This window comes from Helicobacter jaachi, assembly GCF_000763135.2.
Taxonomy (GTDB): Bacteria; Campylobacterota; Campylobacteria; order Campylobacterales; family Helicobacteraceae; genus Helicobacter_C; species Helicobacter_C jaachi.
On record NZ_JRPR02000002.1, the window covers coordinates 80,200 to 93,487 of the forward strand.

A 13,288-nucleotide genomic window follows, 5' to 3' on the forward strand; every position below is an offset into this window, starting at 1 on the left:
GCTCCTAAATAGTCTTGCTAAAGCGTTTATCGCCTTGATGCGCGCCTAAATACGCATCAAAAGTCATAGCGATATTGCGTATGAGCATGCCACCTGTAGCAGAAGTGTGAATGCTATGAGGCGTGATAGATACTAAGCCTGCTTGTTCATATTCTTTCAAAGCGGCTAAAGATGGCGCAAAATACGCCCTAAAATCAATATCAAACTTAGATTCTATAGGCGCAAAATCAAGGCAGAGATTATTCATAAGTCCCATAATCACCTCTTTGCGCAAAATATCCTCCCTGCTTAGCCTAATGCCGCGTTCTACAGGCAATTTACCATTATCAAGCGCGTTTTCATAAGATTGAATATCTTTAAAATTTTGTGAATAATAATCCACGCCCTCCCCAATGCTAGTAAGCCCAATGCCAATAGTTTGGGAAAATCCGCGCGTTGTGTAGCCTTGAAAATTTCTCCTTAGCTCATTACTCATTTTTGCCAAATATAGCTCATCGCTTTTTTTAGCAAAATGGTCCATACCAATCATCGCATAATCTTGCCCTTGCAAAAAGGCTATGGTATTTTTTAGAATCTCAAGCTTTTGACTAGGGCTAGGGAGCGTGGTTTCATCAATTTTGCGCATAGTTTTTTTTATCCAAGGTAAATGCGCGTAATTAAAAATCGCTAGCCTATCAGGGCTTAGAGAAACCACCTTTTCAAGCGTGCTAGCAAAGCTTTTTTCATCTTGATAGGGCAAGCCATAAATTAAATCAAAATTTACAGAATCTATCCCAAATTCGCGCGCTAAATTAATCGCATGGCTTACTACTTCAATGCTTTGATGTCGGTGGATTGCCTCTTGGACTTTCTCATCAAAATCCTGCACGCCAAAGCTTAAGCGATTGAAGCCATTTGCCCTTAAAATCGCCATTTGCTCGCGCACAAAAAAGCGCGGGTCAATCTCGCAGCTTATTTCCGCGTGTGTGGCAAAGTTTGTAAAATGCCCCCTTACTAGGTGAATAACTTCCTCTAGCTCACTGGCATTAAAAAAAGTAGGCGTGCCACCACCAAAGTGGAACTGCACCACTTCACGCGAAGTATCCATAACCTGCGATAGCAATGCTAGCTCTTTTTTGAGATAATGAATATAGCGCTGCTTTTTGTCTTCTCTGCTTGTATAAATCACATTGCAGCCGCAAAAATAGCACGCCGAGCGGCAAAATGGCAAATGCACATAGAGTGAAAGAGGCAAGTTTGACATAGAATCTGCGCGCTTTAAAGATTGTATATAATCCTCCGCACTCCATTTTTGGCTAAACTCCACAGCTGTGGGATAGCTTGTATAGCGCGGACCAGCCTTTGAATACTTCACAAATGCGCCAAAATCGATATATTCACTCAAAAATTTACTCCATGTTGTTTGTTTTGCGAAAATAATCAATATCAAAAAATAAATTAGGATATTGCTTTTTAATATCCTCTGCAAGAAGCGTAGTATTAATATCAGGCAGCACACCATCATTTGAGCGCAGAGATTCTAAAGCATTTTTTGCCACCACCATCGCATCATCAAAATCAAGGGGCATTTGCGCGATGATATCTTTTTCCAAACTCATCACTAGTTTTTCCTCTTGCATATCACGAATGCGTGATAAAAGCTTTATAAACAGCTCTTGTGGGAATACAACATATTTTTGCCCTTGCTCATCTTGCAAAAACCATAAATCATCTTTTGAGAATTCACCCTTTTGCATATCTAAAAGCATTTTGTCATCTTCTATCTTGCGTAAAATGCCTAGATTCTCGCTCTGCTCATCAAGCCATTTATCTTGCTTATCTGCTTTCATGCTTGCTCCACAATGGGTAAATTATTGATTTGAGCCAAAAATAGCATAATGCCCTTTTGCGCGTGCAGGCGATTGCATGCCTCCTCAAATACGCGGCTTTGTGCGCCCTCAATCACGCTATTACTCACCTCATATCCACGATACGCAGGCAAGCAGTGTAGAAATATCGCCTCTTTTTGCGCAAGATTCATTATTTGTTCATCAACACAAAATCCCTTAAATGCCTTTGCGCGCTCCTCTTTTTGCTCCTCTTGTCCCATTGAAGCCCAAGTATCTGTAACGATTACATTTGCCCCGCTTGCGGTATCTTGTGGATTATGGCTTAAGAGAATCTTGCCGCCACTTTTTGCGCAAAGATTATGCGCAGATTCTATAATTGCTTGCTTTGGCTCATAGCCCTTTGGCGAAGCTATACGCAGCTCAAAGCCTAAAATGCTTGCAAGATTAATCCAAGAATGCGCCATATTATTTCCATCGCCAATATATGCTACTATCGGCACGCGCCCATTTGTGCCACCATGTGGATAAAGCACATTTGTATGCTCTAAATAAATCCCGCATTCAACCATAGTCAAATAATCTGCCAAAAGCTGCACAGGGTGAAAATCATCGCTTAAGCCATTAATCACAGGCACGCAAGAATAACGCGCAAACTCCTCTAGCCGCTTATGCTCTGCTGTGCGCATCATTATCATATCAACCATAGAGCTAATCACGCGCGCAGTGTCTTTAATACACTCTCCACGCCCAAGCTGAATGTCTTTATTGGATAAAAAAATACCATAGCCACCTAGCTGAAAAATACCACTCTCAAAGCTTACGCGCGTGCGTGTAGAAGCTTTCTCAAAAATCATAGCCAGCACTTTGCCTTGCAAATAGGGCTTATGCACACCTTTTGTTAATTCTTGTTTTAAGCGCAGGGCTATATCAATGACGGATAGAATTTCATCTTTACTAAAATCATTGAGCGTGAGAAAATGTCGCATTTGCCTGCCTTATTGCGCCTAAGCGTGGTGTTTAATGAAAGTTTGGATTGTATCCAAAAATGGCTACAAAAATCTTAACACGCTTTTAGTTTGTAGGATTTGTGGGGATATAGTCTTCAACGCCTATGGTGATGTTAAGCGTTAGGTTTTTGAAAAGCACTCTATTCTTACTGCGCTCATAATAAAATTCCTGCCCGCCGCGCACAAACCATTGCACAAACGCACCATTATTTGCCACCCGCTTGCCCTCGCCATCAAAAATATCTCTTGCTGCTAAAATATCGCTAAACAAAGTAGGATAGCTCACCTCGCCAAAGAATCCACGCGCAGCCATCCATTTTGCGCGGCACTCTTTCATCACACAAACTTCTTTTTGGGTGATATTAATAGTCCCAATAGGTTTGCCAAGCTTGTATAATTCGATAGTGAGATTTTTGCCCTTGTATTTGAGCGAGGCAAAGTCGTAGAATTTCACACGCGGCGTGTCAATTAATAGAATCTTAAACTTTGTAGGTTCTAAAACAGGGGGTTGCTTAGCATTTGTCTCTGGGTCTTGATACAAATCCTCAAATAACGAGCAGGCAGCAAAAACAAAGCAAAGCAGCACAAGAAGGCTGCTTTTAAATATTTGCTTAAAGATACCCATCGCACGCATGGCTTGCCCTAGATTCTATAAATACGAGCTTATGCTCGTGCGTTAGAGAGGATTCTGTGCCAGATTCTGCCATCAAGCTTTAGCTCCATATTCACTTGGCATAAGCCGTCTTTATACACAGTTTCAAGCACTTCAGCATTGCGGATAAGCGCTTGCACTTTTGTTTTAACAGTTGAGCTTTGTAGCATCATATCGCGCACGGTATCTTGGGCATTTACTCTAATGCCATACATTTTTTCGCCAATTTGTCTATACGCATCTACAATCGCCGCACGCTTCGCCATAGCAAAGGCTTGAGAGGGAGAGAGTGAATTCTCTGGTGAAACGCCTATACCCACCGCGCTCAAAGTGATTTCATTTTCTGGTGTGAGCATGGGGGAATTAGGGATATTGCTATTATCGCCCCGCCCGATGTATTCATTATCTCTATCAAACTTTGGCTCTAAATTATCCTTATTTAAGCCCGGCACCTCGACTTTTTCAACCACAAGTGTATTAATCTTTTGATTGCCGCTTGTGGGCTTTGAGATAAGATTTGGATTGGTGTTATATCCAGGCATTGGCGGATAAGTAGGTGCTTGGATAGGCGAATATACAGGCTGATTGCTAGCGCTTGGGGGGATTAAGCCATTATTAGCCCCGCCTGTGCTATCACCAACATTTAGTAAATCTCCGCAACCACTAAACGCGAATACAGCAAAACTCGCAACGATTGAACTCTTAAGCAAACCATTTTTCATATTCAGTCCTTTGAATTAAATTTCAAAGCAGGTTAAAGCAAGTAGTGTTCCATATTTTTATTTCTCATATCGCGCTTTATAGAATCTAGCCCTTAATCTCACTCCTCTAAAATCACAAATGGCTTTTGTTTTGAGGCATTAAGCGGCTTAGATTCTGTATTTTGCTTTTTTACATCTGCATTAGCGCGTAAATCTGTTTTTACATTTGGCGTAGCGGTGCGCACCTGTGAGTGTAAGAAATCTAGCGCATAATCTGTTTTTGCAAGCCTAGCCGCACTTAGAGAGAGTTTTGGCATATAAGCTTGCAGGTCTTTTACGCGCCGTGAAATATCCTCAAAATACGCAATTGCCATTTTGTCGCGCTCCTTATCTTTCTCCCAGCTAAAGCCTTTGTTATAGGATTTAATCACCTCATACCAATTTCCCTTGCGCACTTTATACCAATATGTTAGCTCCTCAAGTGCCGTGAAAGAGGCAAAATCATCATCGCGTATGAGCAGCTCGCCTACCATATTACGCATAAAATTAGAATCTGTTTGCTTATGTTTTTTTAGAATACCCGGAATATGCGCATGGTAAATGCCAGCGGAGGGGTCTGCGAAATTTATACGATATTCGCCAGCACATGATTCTTTCCACGCAATGGCTGCCATAGTGTAGCCAAAGCCACTTTTTGCGCCATATTTAAAGGCTTTAAGTATAACTTGCTTTTGATTTTTGTTAAAATCTTTTGGCTGCACACATTTGCCCTCAATCTTATGAAGTGGCAAGGCATAGCCTACAAGCACATAGAGTGCTAATAAGCCTAAAATAACGCTACATTGCCGCATAAATCGCATACGCTCTCCCTTAAATCAAATGCTCCTAAAATCATACGCCTAACTTTAGCTTGCCTAAATAACTTTTTAATAACTCTGCGTTACAATGCCACAATCATATCTAAAAATTAAAGGAATATCTTTGAATCCGCTACATTTGCCCTTGCTTGTTGAGATTCTTACCGAAGAACTCCCCGCAATCCCGCTTTTAAAAGAACTCCCTCATATGGTAGAAAAATGGCAGCGCATTGCCCAAAAATCTGGCATTACCTCAAAGCCGCTTTTGTATTACACGCCGCGTCGTATTGTGCTTTATGAGGAGCAATTCCCCACACGCACGCAAGATAGGCTTATAGAATCTTTTGGTGCGCCCATTAGCATTGCTTTTATTGATGGTGATAAGACAAAGGGTCTTACCAAAGCTGGAGAGAGTTTTTATAAAAAGTTAGGGTTAAGCCCTGATACGCCGCTGCAAACAGCACAAAAGGATAATAAAGAAGTGCTTTATTACTCCACTATGCAAGCAGGTGTGCCTACAAGCACGCTTATAGGAGACATACTTAAAGAATGGCTTGTGGCGTTAAATTTTGGCAAAAGTATGCTTTGGGGGGATTTGCATGAGAGCTTTATCCGTCCTGTGCGCAATATACTTGTCTTGCTTGGGGAGGAGAGCATTCATCTTAGCGCCTTTGGGCTACATAGTATGCCACAGACTTATGTGCATCGAGATGTAAGCTTTGAGCCTTATGCGGTAAGCTCGCCAAATGCGTATTTTGAGATACTAAAAAATGGCAAGGTGCTATTGTGCCAAGATGAGCGTAGGGCGAAAATCTTGCAAGAAATTGCGCATATAGAATCTACGCAGGGCATTCAAGTAGAAGTAGATAAAGATTTATTAGATGAAATTGTGGCTATTACAGAATATCCACGCGCGGCTTATGGGAGCTTTGATGAGGCGTTTTTGCGCCTGCCAAGTGAGGTAATTATCACTTCTATGAAAGATAATCAACGCTATTTTGCCACTTATAAAAATAATGCTTTGCATAATGGTTTTATTATGGTGTCTAATTCCACTGCGCCAGAGTTAAAGCTCATTGTGCAGGGTAATCAAAAGGTGCTTAAAGCGCGCCTTGCTGATGCAGTGTTTTTTTATGAAAATGATTTAAAAACAGGTTTTGAACCTAAGCGTCTATCCCAAATTGTGTTTGTTGAGAGTTTAGGCTCTATGCTTGATAAAACTAAGCGTGAAAATGTTCTAGCCCTTATGCTGCTTAAAGCATATAGTGCGCATATAGAGGATAATATTACGCACGCAGGCGAGATTCTAAGCAGTGCGATTAAGTATGCTAAGGCAGATTTGCTCACAGAAATGGTGTATGAATTTCCAGAATTACAGGGCATTATGGGCTTTTACTATGCTAAAAGCTTTGGTATGCCCCCACTTGTCGCCCAAGCCATTAAAGAGCAGTATCTCCCTACGGGCGAGGATAGCGCGCTGCCCAGCAATATGATAAGTGCGATTGTAGCGCTAAGCATTAAGCTTGATAATATTTTTAGCCTTTTTAGTATTGATAAGATTCCCACAGGCTCAAAGGACCCTTTTGCGCTAAGGAGAGCAGCAAATGGCGTGATTAAAATCATATGGCATTTTGGATTAGATTTTGATTTGCACAAAGATTTAGCAGCACTTTACCAAGCAGGCGGCTATAAGCCTAGCGATTTAGGCAAGATAGAATCTTTTTTCCTTGAGCGATTAGAGGGTATGCTAAAGCTTAATCCCTCTATTATTCGCTGCGTGCTTAATGCGCGTGTCAATAATCACAAAGTGCGCAATCTTAAGACATTACTAGCAAATGCCAACGCACTTCATACATTTTTTGAGAAAAGTGATAAGCAGGCTTTGGTGGCATTATTTAAGCGCGTGGCAAATATTTTAAGTGATGATATTATGCCTACGCATATTGATGAGCATTTACTGCGCCTAAAAGAAGAAATTGCACTTTATAAAGCACTAAAACATCTTAAATCCCAGCATTTTGCAAGCATTGAGGAGCATATAAGCGCGCTTTTTGCGCTTAAAGAGCCTTTGGAAGCTTTCTTTGAATCTGTGCTTGTTAATGATACAAATCCAGCCATTAAGACTAATCGGCAAATGCTCATTTTTAGCATTTATAATGAATTTTTGCGCATAGGAGATATTAAGGATATCACGCTATGAAAGGCTTTTATGAGATTTTTCTCCTTGAATTAAAGGCAATTTTTACTTCTGTTTCGGCTATGCTTATTATTTTTGGCGGCTCGCTTTTTTATTTATTTTTATATCCTACGCCCTATTATAAAGATGTGGTGAGTGCGCAAAAAGTGGCTATTATTGATTATGATAGCACCACTTCTTCGCGTGAGTTAATCCGTTTTTTTAAGGCCTCGCCCTACTTAGATGTAGAAGAGGTATTTTATAGCCCACAAGATGCGCAAGAGCTTATAGAATCTAATCGCGTGTATGGCTTGCTCATTATTCCTAATGATTTTGAAAAGCACCTCTATGAGCGTATTCCACCAACTATTGCCATTATGGCAAATGCTTCTTATTTGCTTATTTATGGTGCGATTGCAAATGCTGCCACTGACGCCATTAGTGCGTTTAATGCCTATCTTAAACAAAAGCAAAATATTACAGAATATGATATCTTAGTCCCTAAGCTTATTCCGCTTTTTAACCCCTCTATGGGCTATATTAATTACACATTAGCGCCTATTTTAATTTTTATCTTGCATCAAACGCTTATAGCCGGTGCAGGTGTGATTGGTGGCACGCAAAATCAGCAATTTATACAAGGTGCTAGGACATATTATGCATGGGCAAATCCGCTTATTATTGTGCTATCAAAGCTGATGGTGTTTTTTTGCATTTATAGTGTGCTATTTTTGCTGTATTTTGGCTTTGCGTATGCGTTTTATGGTGTGCATGTGCATGCGCATATTCTTGAATTTTGGCTTTTTAGCATTGCTTTTATTTTATCTACTGCGGCATTTGGCATATTTTTTGGCACGCTTTTACCTAATCGCGCGCTTTCAACACAAATTATTATGCTCGCCTCAATGCCTATTGTCTTTTTGCTAGGCTTTATGTGGCCTAAAGCTCAAATTGCCCCATGGGCTAGCGATGTAGTGGCATTTTTACCAGCATATCATGGTATAAATGGGCTTTTGGAGCTTAATCAAATGGGCGCTAGCTTTGGCAGCGTGTGGGATTATTTTATGAGTTTATTATTTTTAGGCGCGCTATACATCGCTGCAAGCACTTTTATGATTTATAAAAGGACGGATAGAATCTAGATTCTATAAACGCGCGGTGTTGCATATTACACGGGTTTTGCGAGCTTATACTTGCTTTTTATAGCTTGCCACTGCCCAGAGATTAAGCGCAATAGCAAAAAGCGCAAGGGCGAGCAAATCTTGCCACAAATGCGCTAAGTGACTACCTTTAAGAAAAATACTGCGTAGGGCTTCTATAAAATATTTAAGCGGATTAAAATATGCTAGATATTGCGCAAATGTGGGCATTGACTTCACAGAAGTATAAAGTCCGCTCATCAAAACCAAAATAAGCACAAAGAAAAACATCACAAACATCGCCTGCTGCATATTGCTTGAATAATTTGAAATCACAAGCCCAAAGCCCGCCACCACAAATATATACACTAAGCTAAAAAGATAAATAAGCCCATAGCTCCCCTGTGAGCTAAAGCCATAAACCGCCCACGCAAGCACAAAGCAAAGCGTAATCACAATAAGCCCAATAATCCAATAAGGAATGAGCTTTGCGATGATTAGGTTAAAGCGCGATATGGGCGTTACATTAAGCTGCTCCAAATTGCCCTTTTGCTTTTCGCCCACGATATTAAACGCAGGCAAAAAACCGCAAATCATCGTAAGTACCATGGCTAAGAGTGCAGGAATCATATAAATTTTATAATCAAGTTTGGGATTAAAATAATAATTACCAAAAATCATATCCCCCATATTTGCGCTATTTGCATTGATATGGGCTGATTTTTGCGCACCAAAAGTAGCAATAATATTTGCTAAATAGCTAGAGCCAAGTAAGCCTTTAGTAGCATTTATGGCATTAGCATAAATGCCCACATGCGCACTTTTAAAGCGTGTGATATTAAGCTCAAAGTGTGCGGGGATTTCAAGCACAATATCGCATTGATTATTATTGATACAAGTATGAGTATCATCTACGGATATAATCTTAAAATACGCGCCCGCGCCAATTTTGGCTATAAGCTGGCGTGAAAGGCTAGATTTATCAAAATCTAAAATGCCAAGATTAATGTTTTTTATCTCCATATTTGCCGCAAAAGGCATAACTAGCACCACCATAATAGGAAACATTACAATAAGTTTAGGGATAAATTTCCCACGCAGGATTTGCTTAAATTCTTTTTGAATAAGAAATAGCATTTTTCAAAGCCTTACTTTAAAAGTTTTTAGGCTAATGAGTAAAATTACACCAAGCATGAGGCTTAAAATCATAAATTCACTCCATACAAAGGCTATGCCAAGCCCTTGTAGCATAATCTTTTTAAGCGCGATGATAAACCATTTTGCCGGAATGATATGGGAGATGTATTGCAAAATAAGGGGCATAGATTCTATGGGGAACATCATGCCTGAAAGCAGCATAATAGGCATCATAAAAAGCATGCCCGATACGAGCATAGCCACAATTTGCGTTTTGGCGATGTTTGATACTAGTAAGCCTATACTTAGTGAAAGTATCAAATACAGCACACACAGGGCTAAAAGCAGCCCAAAAGACCCCACAATGTGCAAATCTAGCAAACTCACGCACACCACAAGCACCACCAGCAAGCTTACAAATGAAAGCGTAAAATAAGGCAAAATCTTGCCAAGTATCATCACAAGCGGATTTATAGGGCTTGTAAGCAGCGTTTCCATACTGCCTAGCTCCTTTTCGCGCACGATTGACACAGAAGTCATCATCGCGCATATTAGCATTAAAATCATGCCTAAAAGACCCGGCACAAAGCTATACGCGCTTTTGCCTTGAGGATTAAAAAGCATAGTAGTGTGCGGAGTGATGCTTATTTGTGCAGGCTTAAGGCTTTGATGAGATGTAGCAAGGTGGGAGAGTAGCACACCTTGTGTGAATAGATAAATGCTGCTAGCGCGATTTGCATCACTTGCATCGAGTAAAAGCTGCACGCGCGCAGGCGTGGTATTATCAAATGCCACCACCATGTCAAGCCTATTATTGGCAAAAATATCTTGTAAATCTTTTTTAGATTCTATAATTTTGTCCAAAGTGAAGTATGGATTGCTGCTTAGCGCGGAAATAAGCTTGCTAGATAGATAATCTTTTTGCAAATCAAGTAAGGCAAAATTGATATTTTTCACTTCATTATTAAGTGCAAAGCCAAAGAGCAGCAGTTGGATAATTGGCATAAGCAGCAGTATCATCATCGTGCGCACATCGCGCAAAATATGATAAAACTCCTTTTTACTAAAAGCAATAAAGGCTTTAAAATGTGTTTGTTTCATATTGACCTTTTAATCTTGCTAGATTCTATAATGGCGCTAGCTTTGCTTCTAAAAATGGCGCGTAGTCTCACCAAAAGGCGCAAAAGCGATTATAGCATAGATTCTATAAAATTCAAACGATTGTTTTAATTTATTGCATACATATACCCATTATTTTTAAACTGTTAAGATTATGCTTTTGCTAAGATGTCGCACTTTAGGGGAGTAAATGAAAGGAGCTAGAGAGAAAATCATACAAATTGCCGCGCAGAGTTTTGCCCAAAATGGCTATGATGGCACTTCCACGCGTGAAATTACAGCAAAAGCAGGCGTTAATCTCTCCTCCATTTCATATTATTTTGGGGGCAAGGAGGGGTTGTTTAAAGCTGTGATAGAGGAGTGTTTCAAGCCCATTTTGACTTTTATTGACACTATGGAGGGAAATCCTTCGGGCATTGCGTGTTTAAAGGGTTATCTTAATTTTGCTTATGCCTATATTCATAATCAAACTTATGGGCGCTTTGTCTTGTGGCTTTTGAGCGCACCACATAGTTTTAGGGCTTTTGTGGTGGCAAATTATATGTCTAGGGTGTTTAGTTTTCTTAAAGGCTGTATGCAAAAGGGCAAGGATTGCGGCGAGCTAAGGGCGGATTTAGATATAGAATCTGCGTGCCTTATGTTTGTTGGTATGATAAATTTTTATATCCTTAATCAAGATAATATTCAAATGCTGCTTCACCCACAGCTTGCCGCTACAAAGCCCGCTGCGCGCAAGAGTGCGCATAAAAAAGATGCAAAGGAAGTGGCTTATTTTGAATATATGATAGAAATTTTTCTGCAAGGTGCTGGCACGAATCGATAAATTTTCAAAACTCCCACCAAATATCCCGCTTTGGCGCAGAATCTAGCTCATAGACTTCTCCTAAGCGCGGCACACTAATAGGCAATTGATACAAATCACAAAGCTTAATGAGATTTTTAAGCGGTTCATTCCACGCGTGGCTCCCTGCGACAAATCGTCCATAGTGGATTGGCATAACCATTTTTGCGTGCAAATCAAGCGCGGCTTGTAGCACTTGAGGCGTGAAAGAATGCGAATATTTCCACGCGATATTGTATTGCCCATTTTCCAAAATGGCTAAATCCACGCCGCCAAAGGCATTGCCAATGTCCTTAAAATGTGTATAATATCCCCCATCGCCGCTTAAAAATATCTTTTTCCCTCCAATTTCTAACAAATACGAACTCCATAATGTCCTATCCCACTCTAGCCCCCTACCGGAGCTATGTTGCGCAGGCGTAGCGTGCAGGCGTATATCTGGCGCTAGAGATACGCTCTCCCACCAATTAAGCTCGGTAATCTTGCTAGATTCTATCCCCCAAAATCGCAAATGAGAACCCACACCAAGAGGCACAATAAAGCGCTCCACCTGCGCCTTTAGCGCATTAATGGTAGGGTAATCCAAATGGTCATAGTGGTCGTGAGTAATTACAAGCGCATTAATTGTGTTAAAATCCTTAGCACTCCAGTGGATATCTGCCTTGAAAGCGCGGTTTATAAAGCTTTTTGGCGAAGCATAATCGCTAAAAACAGGGTCAATGAGCATCGTAAAATCTTTATAATTTATAAGCAATGATGAATGCCCAAACCACACTACAGCAGGACTTTGGCTATAAAGCGTATGAAAATTTTCCTCTACAAAGGGTAGTGGCTTATTTGGAGTAGCGTTTTTAGGCTTAAATAAATAATATTTCGCCACAGCCCACATTGATGCGCGCTCGATGTGGGGCATTTGGGGATTTAGATTCTTAAAATATCCTTTTTGTTTTTGCGCATTCCATTCAAAATTAGGCTGATGTATGAAGCGCTGCATATCTTCAAGGCTAGGATTGCTCCCTTTAGCGGGATTTTGCGCATAGAGCATACTAAACGCCATAAACAAAGCACAAAATATGCGCATCACATTTCACAGCAATGCGGAGCTTGTGTGCTAATTTGTAGTCCTAGCTCTTTGTATGCATTAAATCCCCCCGCTAGCAGATAGACATTATTATAGCCCAAGTGTTTTGCCCACAAAAGCGCGACATTGGCGCTGCCCATGGGCGAAAGGATATGCTCCCCGCTGTCATAAAAGACAATCTTTGTATCCTTATCCTCGCCAAGAAATGCTATAAACTCGCTTTGTGCGCGATTAAGCCCATCAGCTTCCCAATTCCACTCGCTGCCATTTTCATTAAGCGTGGGGCTTAGCGCGAATGCAAAATGCTTAGCATTAGGGATTAGCCCTAGATTATAAACCCCACGCGGCAAAGTGGCGATAATATTAAACTCATCTAAATGCTGGACTAAATCTTGTGGCAAAATAAGCTTATAGCCCACGATATTAGCCCGCTCCACTAGTGCTAGCGCGTCATCTATGATATTTTGGGGTGCTTGCTTTTGCAAATTTTCAAGCATTTGTGCTGCATTTGCATCTGCATTTGCCTTTGCTTGCGCGTAATTTTGCGCTTTTGGCAATATTTGGACTAATTCTGTAGCGTAAGTTTTGCTCTCCGCATTGCTTTTTGTGTCTCCACAACCATAAAACAACGCACAAAGTGCGAGTAAAAATAGCCTTTTCATCAAATCTCCTTTTAAAAATTAAATTTACAGAATCTAGCCCTCATAAGACTTGCGCAAAGAGCGCCCAAGCAGCGCGGTATGATAGAA

At 40.6% G+C, this 13,288-nt stretch carries 14 protein-coding genes; 4 read left to right on the top strand and 10 right to left on the bottom strand.

The window, feature by feature from the left end; translation table 11 throughout:
• Positions 1-4: 4 nt before the first annotated feature.
• The 6 genes from hemN to LS71_RS04105 form a co-directional block, all read right to left on the bottom strand.
• On the bottom strand, positions 5-1,384 hold the full coding sequence (gene hemN, locus LS71_RS04080; RefSeq protein ID WP_034352452.1) for an oxygen-independent coproporphyrinogen III oxidase: 1,380 nt from the start codon (positions 1,382-1,384) through the stop codon (positions 5-7).
• Positions 1,385-1,388: 4 nt separating this feature from the next.
• Positions 1,389-1,829, bottom strand: coding sequence for a DUF2603 domain-containing protein (locus LS71_RS04085; protein ID WP_034352449.1), 441 nt, complete (start codon positions 1,827-1,829; stop codon positions 1,389-1,391).
• Positions 1,826-2,815 carry an ornithine carbamoyltransferase gene (gene argF / locus LS71_RS04090; protein WP_034352446.1) on the bottom strand — a complete coding sequence of 330 codons (990 nt, stop codon included), beginning with the start codon at positions 2,813-2,815 and terminating at the stop codon, positions 1,826-1,828. The genes LS71_RS04085 and argF overlap by 4 nt, the downstream gene beginning before the upstream one ends.
• 85 nt (positions 2,816-2,900) lie before the next feature.
• On the bottom strand, positions 2,901-3,470 hold the full coding sequence (locus LS71_RS04095; protein ID WP_034352443.1) for an HP0838 family lipoprotein: 570 nt from the start codon (positions 3,468-3,470) through the stop codon (positions 2,901-2,903).
• Positions 3,471-3,499: 29 nt separating this feature from the next.
• A complete protein-coding gene (locus LS71_RS04100) occupies positions 3,500-4,210 on the bottom strand; it encodes an LPP20 family lipoprotein (protein WP_034352442.1) in 711 nt (236 codons plus the stop codon).
• Between the two features lie 98 nt (positions 4,211-4,308).
• Positions 4,309-5,049, bottom strand: coding sequence for a hypothetical protein (locus LS71_RS04105; protein ID WP_238700323.1), 741 nt, complete (start codon positions 5,047-5,049; stop codon positions 4,309-4,311).
• A 121-nt stretch (positions 5,050-5,170) separates the two neighbouring features.
• Here LS71_RS04105 and glyS point away from each other — a divergent pair, with 121 nt between their 5' ends.
• Positions 5,171-7,246, top strand: a complete 2,076-nt coding sequence (gene glyS, locus LS71_RS04110) for a glycine--tRNA ligase subunit beta (protein WP_238700324.1) — start codon at positions 5,171-5,173, stop codon at positions 7,244-7,246.
• Positions 7,243-8,364 carry an ABC transporter permease gene (locus LS71_RS04115; RefSeq protein ID WP_034352439.1) on the top strand — a complete coding sequence of 374 codons (1,122 nt, stop codon included), beginning with the start codon at positions 7,243-7,245 and terminating at the stop codon, positions 8,362-8,364. The genes glyS and LS71_RS04115 overlap by 4 nt, the downstream gene beginning before the upstream one ends.
• A gap of 45 nt (positions 8,365-8,409) precedes the next feature.
• On the opposite strand, the gene LS71_RS04120 is transcribed toward LS71_RS04115, so the two are convergent.
• The gene (locus LS71_RS04120; RefSeq protein WP_034352436.1) at positions 8,410-9,498 is read right to left on the bottom strand and encodes an ABC transporter permease; all 1,089 of its coding nucleotides are present in this window, start codon (positions 9,496-9,498) and stop codon (positions 8,410-8,412) included.
• 3 nt (positions 9,499-9,501) lie between these two features.
• Positions 9,502-10,599: an ABC transporter permease gene (locus LS71_RS04125; protein ID WP_034352432.1), complete on the bottom strand. Its 1,098-nt coding sequence runs from the start codon at positions 10,597-10,599 to the stop codon at positions 9,502-9,504.
• On the opposite strand from LS71_RS04125, the gene LS71_RS09425 reads away from it, so the two are divergent.
• Entirely contained in the window at positions 10,591-10,728 is a 138-nt protein-coding gene (locus LS71_RS09425) for a hypothetical protein (RefSeq protein ID WP_194145660.1), read from the top strand. The genes LS71_RS04125 and LS71_RS09425 overlap by 9 nt on opposite strands.
• 79 nt (positions 10,729-10,807) lie before the next feature.
• Positions 10,808-11,440, top strand: a complete 633-nt coding sequence (locus tag LS71_RS04130; protein WP_052057779.1) for a TetR/AcrR family transcriptional regulator — start codon at positions 10,808-10,810, stop codon at positions 11,438-11,440.
• Positions 11,441-11,444: 4 nt separating this feature from the next.
• Here LS71_RS04130 and LS71_RS04135 read toward each other — a convergent pair whose 3' ends face one another.
• Together LS71_RS04135 and LS71_RS04140 are read right to left on the bottom strand one after the other, a co-directional pair.
• Positions 11,445-12,503 carry an MBL fold metallo-hydrolase gene (locus LS71_RS04135; RefSeq protein WP_238700325.1) on the bottom strand — a complete coding sequence of 353 codons (1,059 nt, stop codon included), beginning with the start codon at positions 12,501-12,503 and terminating at the stop codon, positions 11,445-11,447.
• A gap of 35 nt (positions 12,504-12,538) precedes the next feature.
• Complete coding sequence (locus tag LS71_RS04140; protein WP_052057777.1) at positions 12,539-13,201, bottom strand: rhodanese-like domain-containing protein; 663 nt, start codon at positions 13,199-13,201, stop codon at positions 12,539-12,541.
• Positions 13,202-13,288: the final 87 nt, after the last annotated feature.

Bases quoted from the DNA above. Each gene is read 5' to 3' on its own strand.
- LS71_RS04085 (WP_034352449.1), bottom strand. From the start codon at position 1,829: ATGAAAGCAGATAAGCAAGATAAATGGCTTGATGAGCAGAGCGAGAAT.
- argF (WP_034352446.1), bottom strand. From the start codon at position 2,815: ATGCGACATTTTCTCACGCTCAATGATTTTAGTAAAGATGAAATTCTA.
- LS71_RS04095 (WP_034352443.1), bottom strand. From the start codon at position 3,470: ATGCGTGCGATGGGTATCTTTAAGCAAATATTTAAAAGCAGCCTTCTT.
- LS71_RS04100 (WP_034352442.1), bottom strand. From the start codon at position 4,210: ATGAAAAATGGTTTGCTTAAGAGTTCAATCGTTGCGAGTTTTGCTGTA.
- LS71_RS04105 (WP_238700323.1), bottom strand. From the start codon at position 5,049: ATGCGATTTATGCGGCAATGTAGCGTTATTTTAGGCTTATTAGCACTC.
- LS71_RS04115 (WP_034352439.1), top strand. From the start codon at position 7,243: ATGAAAGGCTTTTATGAGATTTTTCTCCTTGAATTAAAGGCAATTTTT.
- LS71_RS04120 (WP_034352436.1), bottom strand. From the start codon at position 9,498: ATGCTATTTCTTATTCAAAAAGAATTTAAGCAAATCCTGCGTGGGAAA.
- LS71_RS04125 (WP_034352432.1), bottom strand. From the start codon at position 10,599: ATGAAACAAACACATTTTAAAGCCTTTATTGCTTTTAGTAAAAAGGAG.
- LS71_RS04130 (WP_052057779.1), top strand. From the start codon at position 10,808: ATGAAAGGAGCTAGAGAGAAAATCATACAAATTGCCGCGCAGAGTTTT.
- LS71_RS04135 (WP_238700325.1), bottom strand. From the start codon at position 12,503: ATGCTCTATGCGCAAAATCCCGCTAAAGGGAGCAATCCTAGCCTTGAA.
- LS71_RS04140 (WP_052057777.1), bottom strand. From the start codon at position 13,201: ATGAAAAGGCTATTTTTACTCGCACTTTGTGCGTTGTTTTATGGTTGT.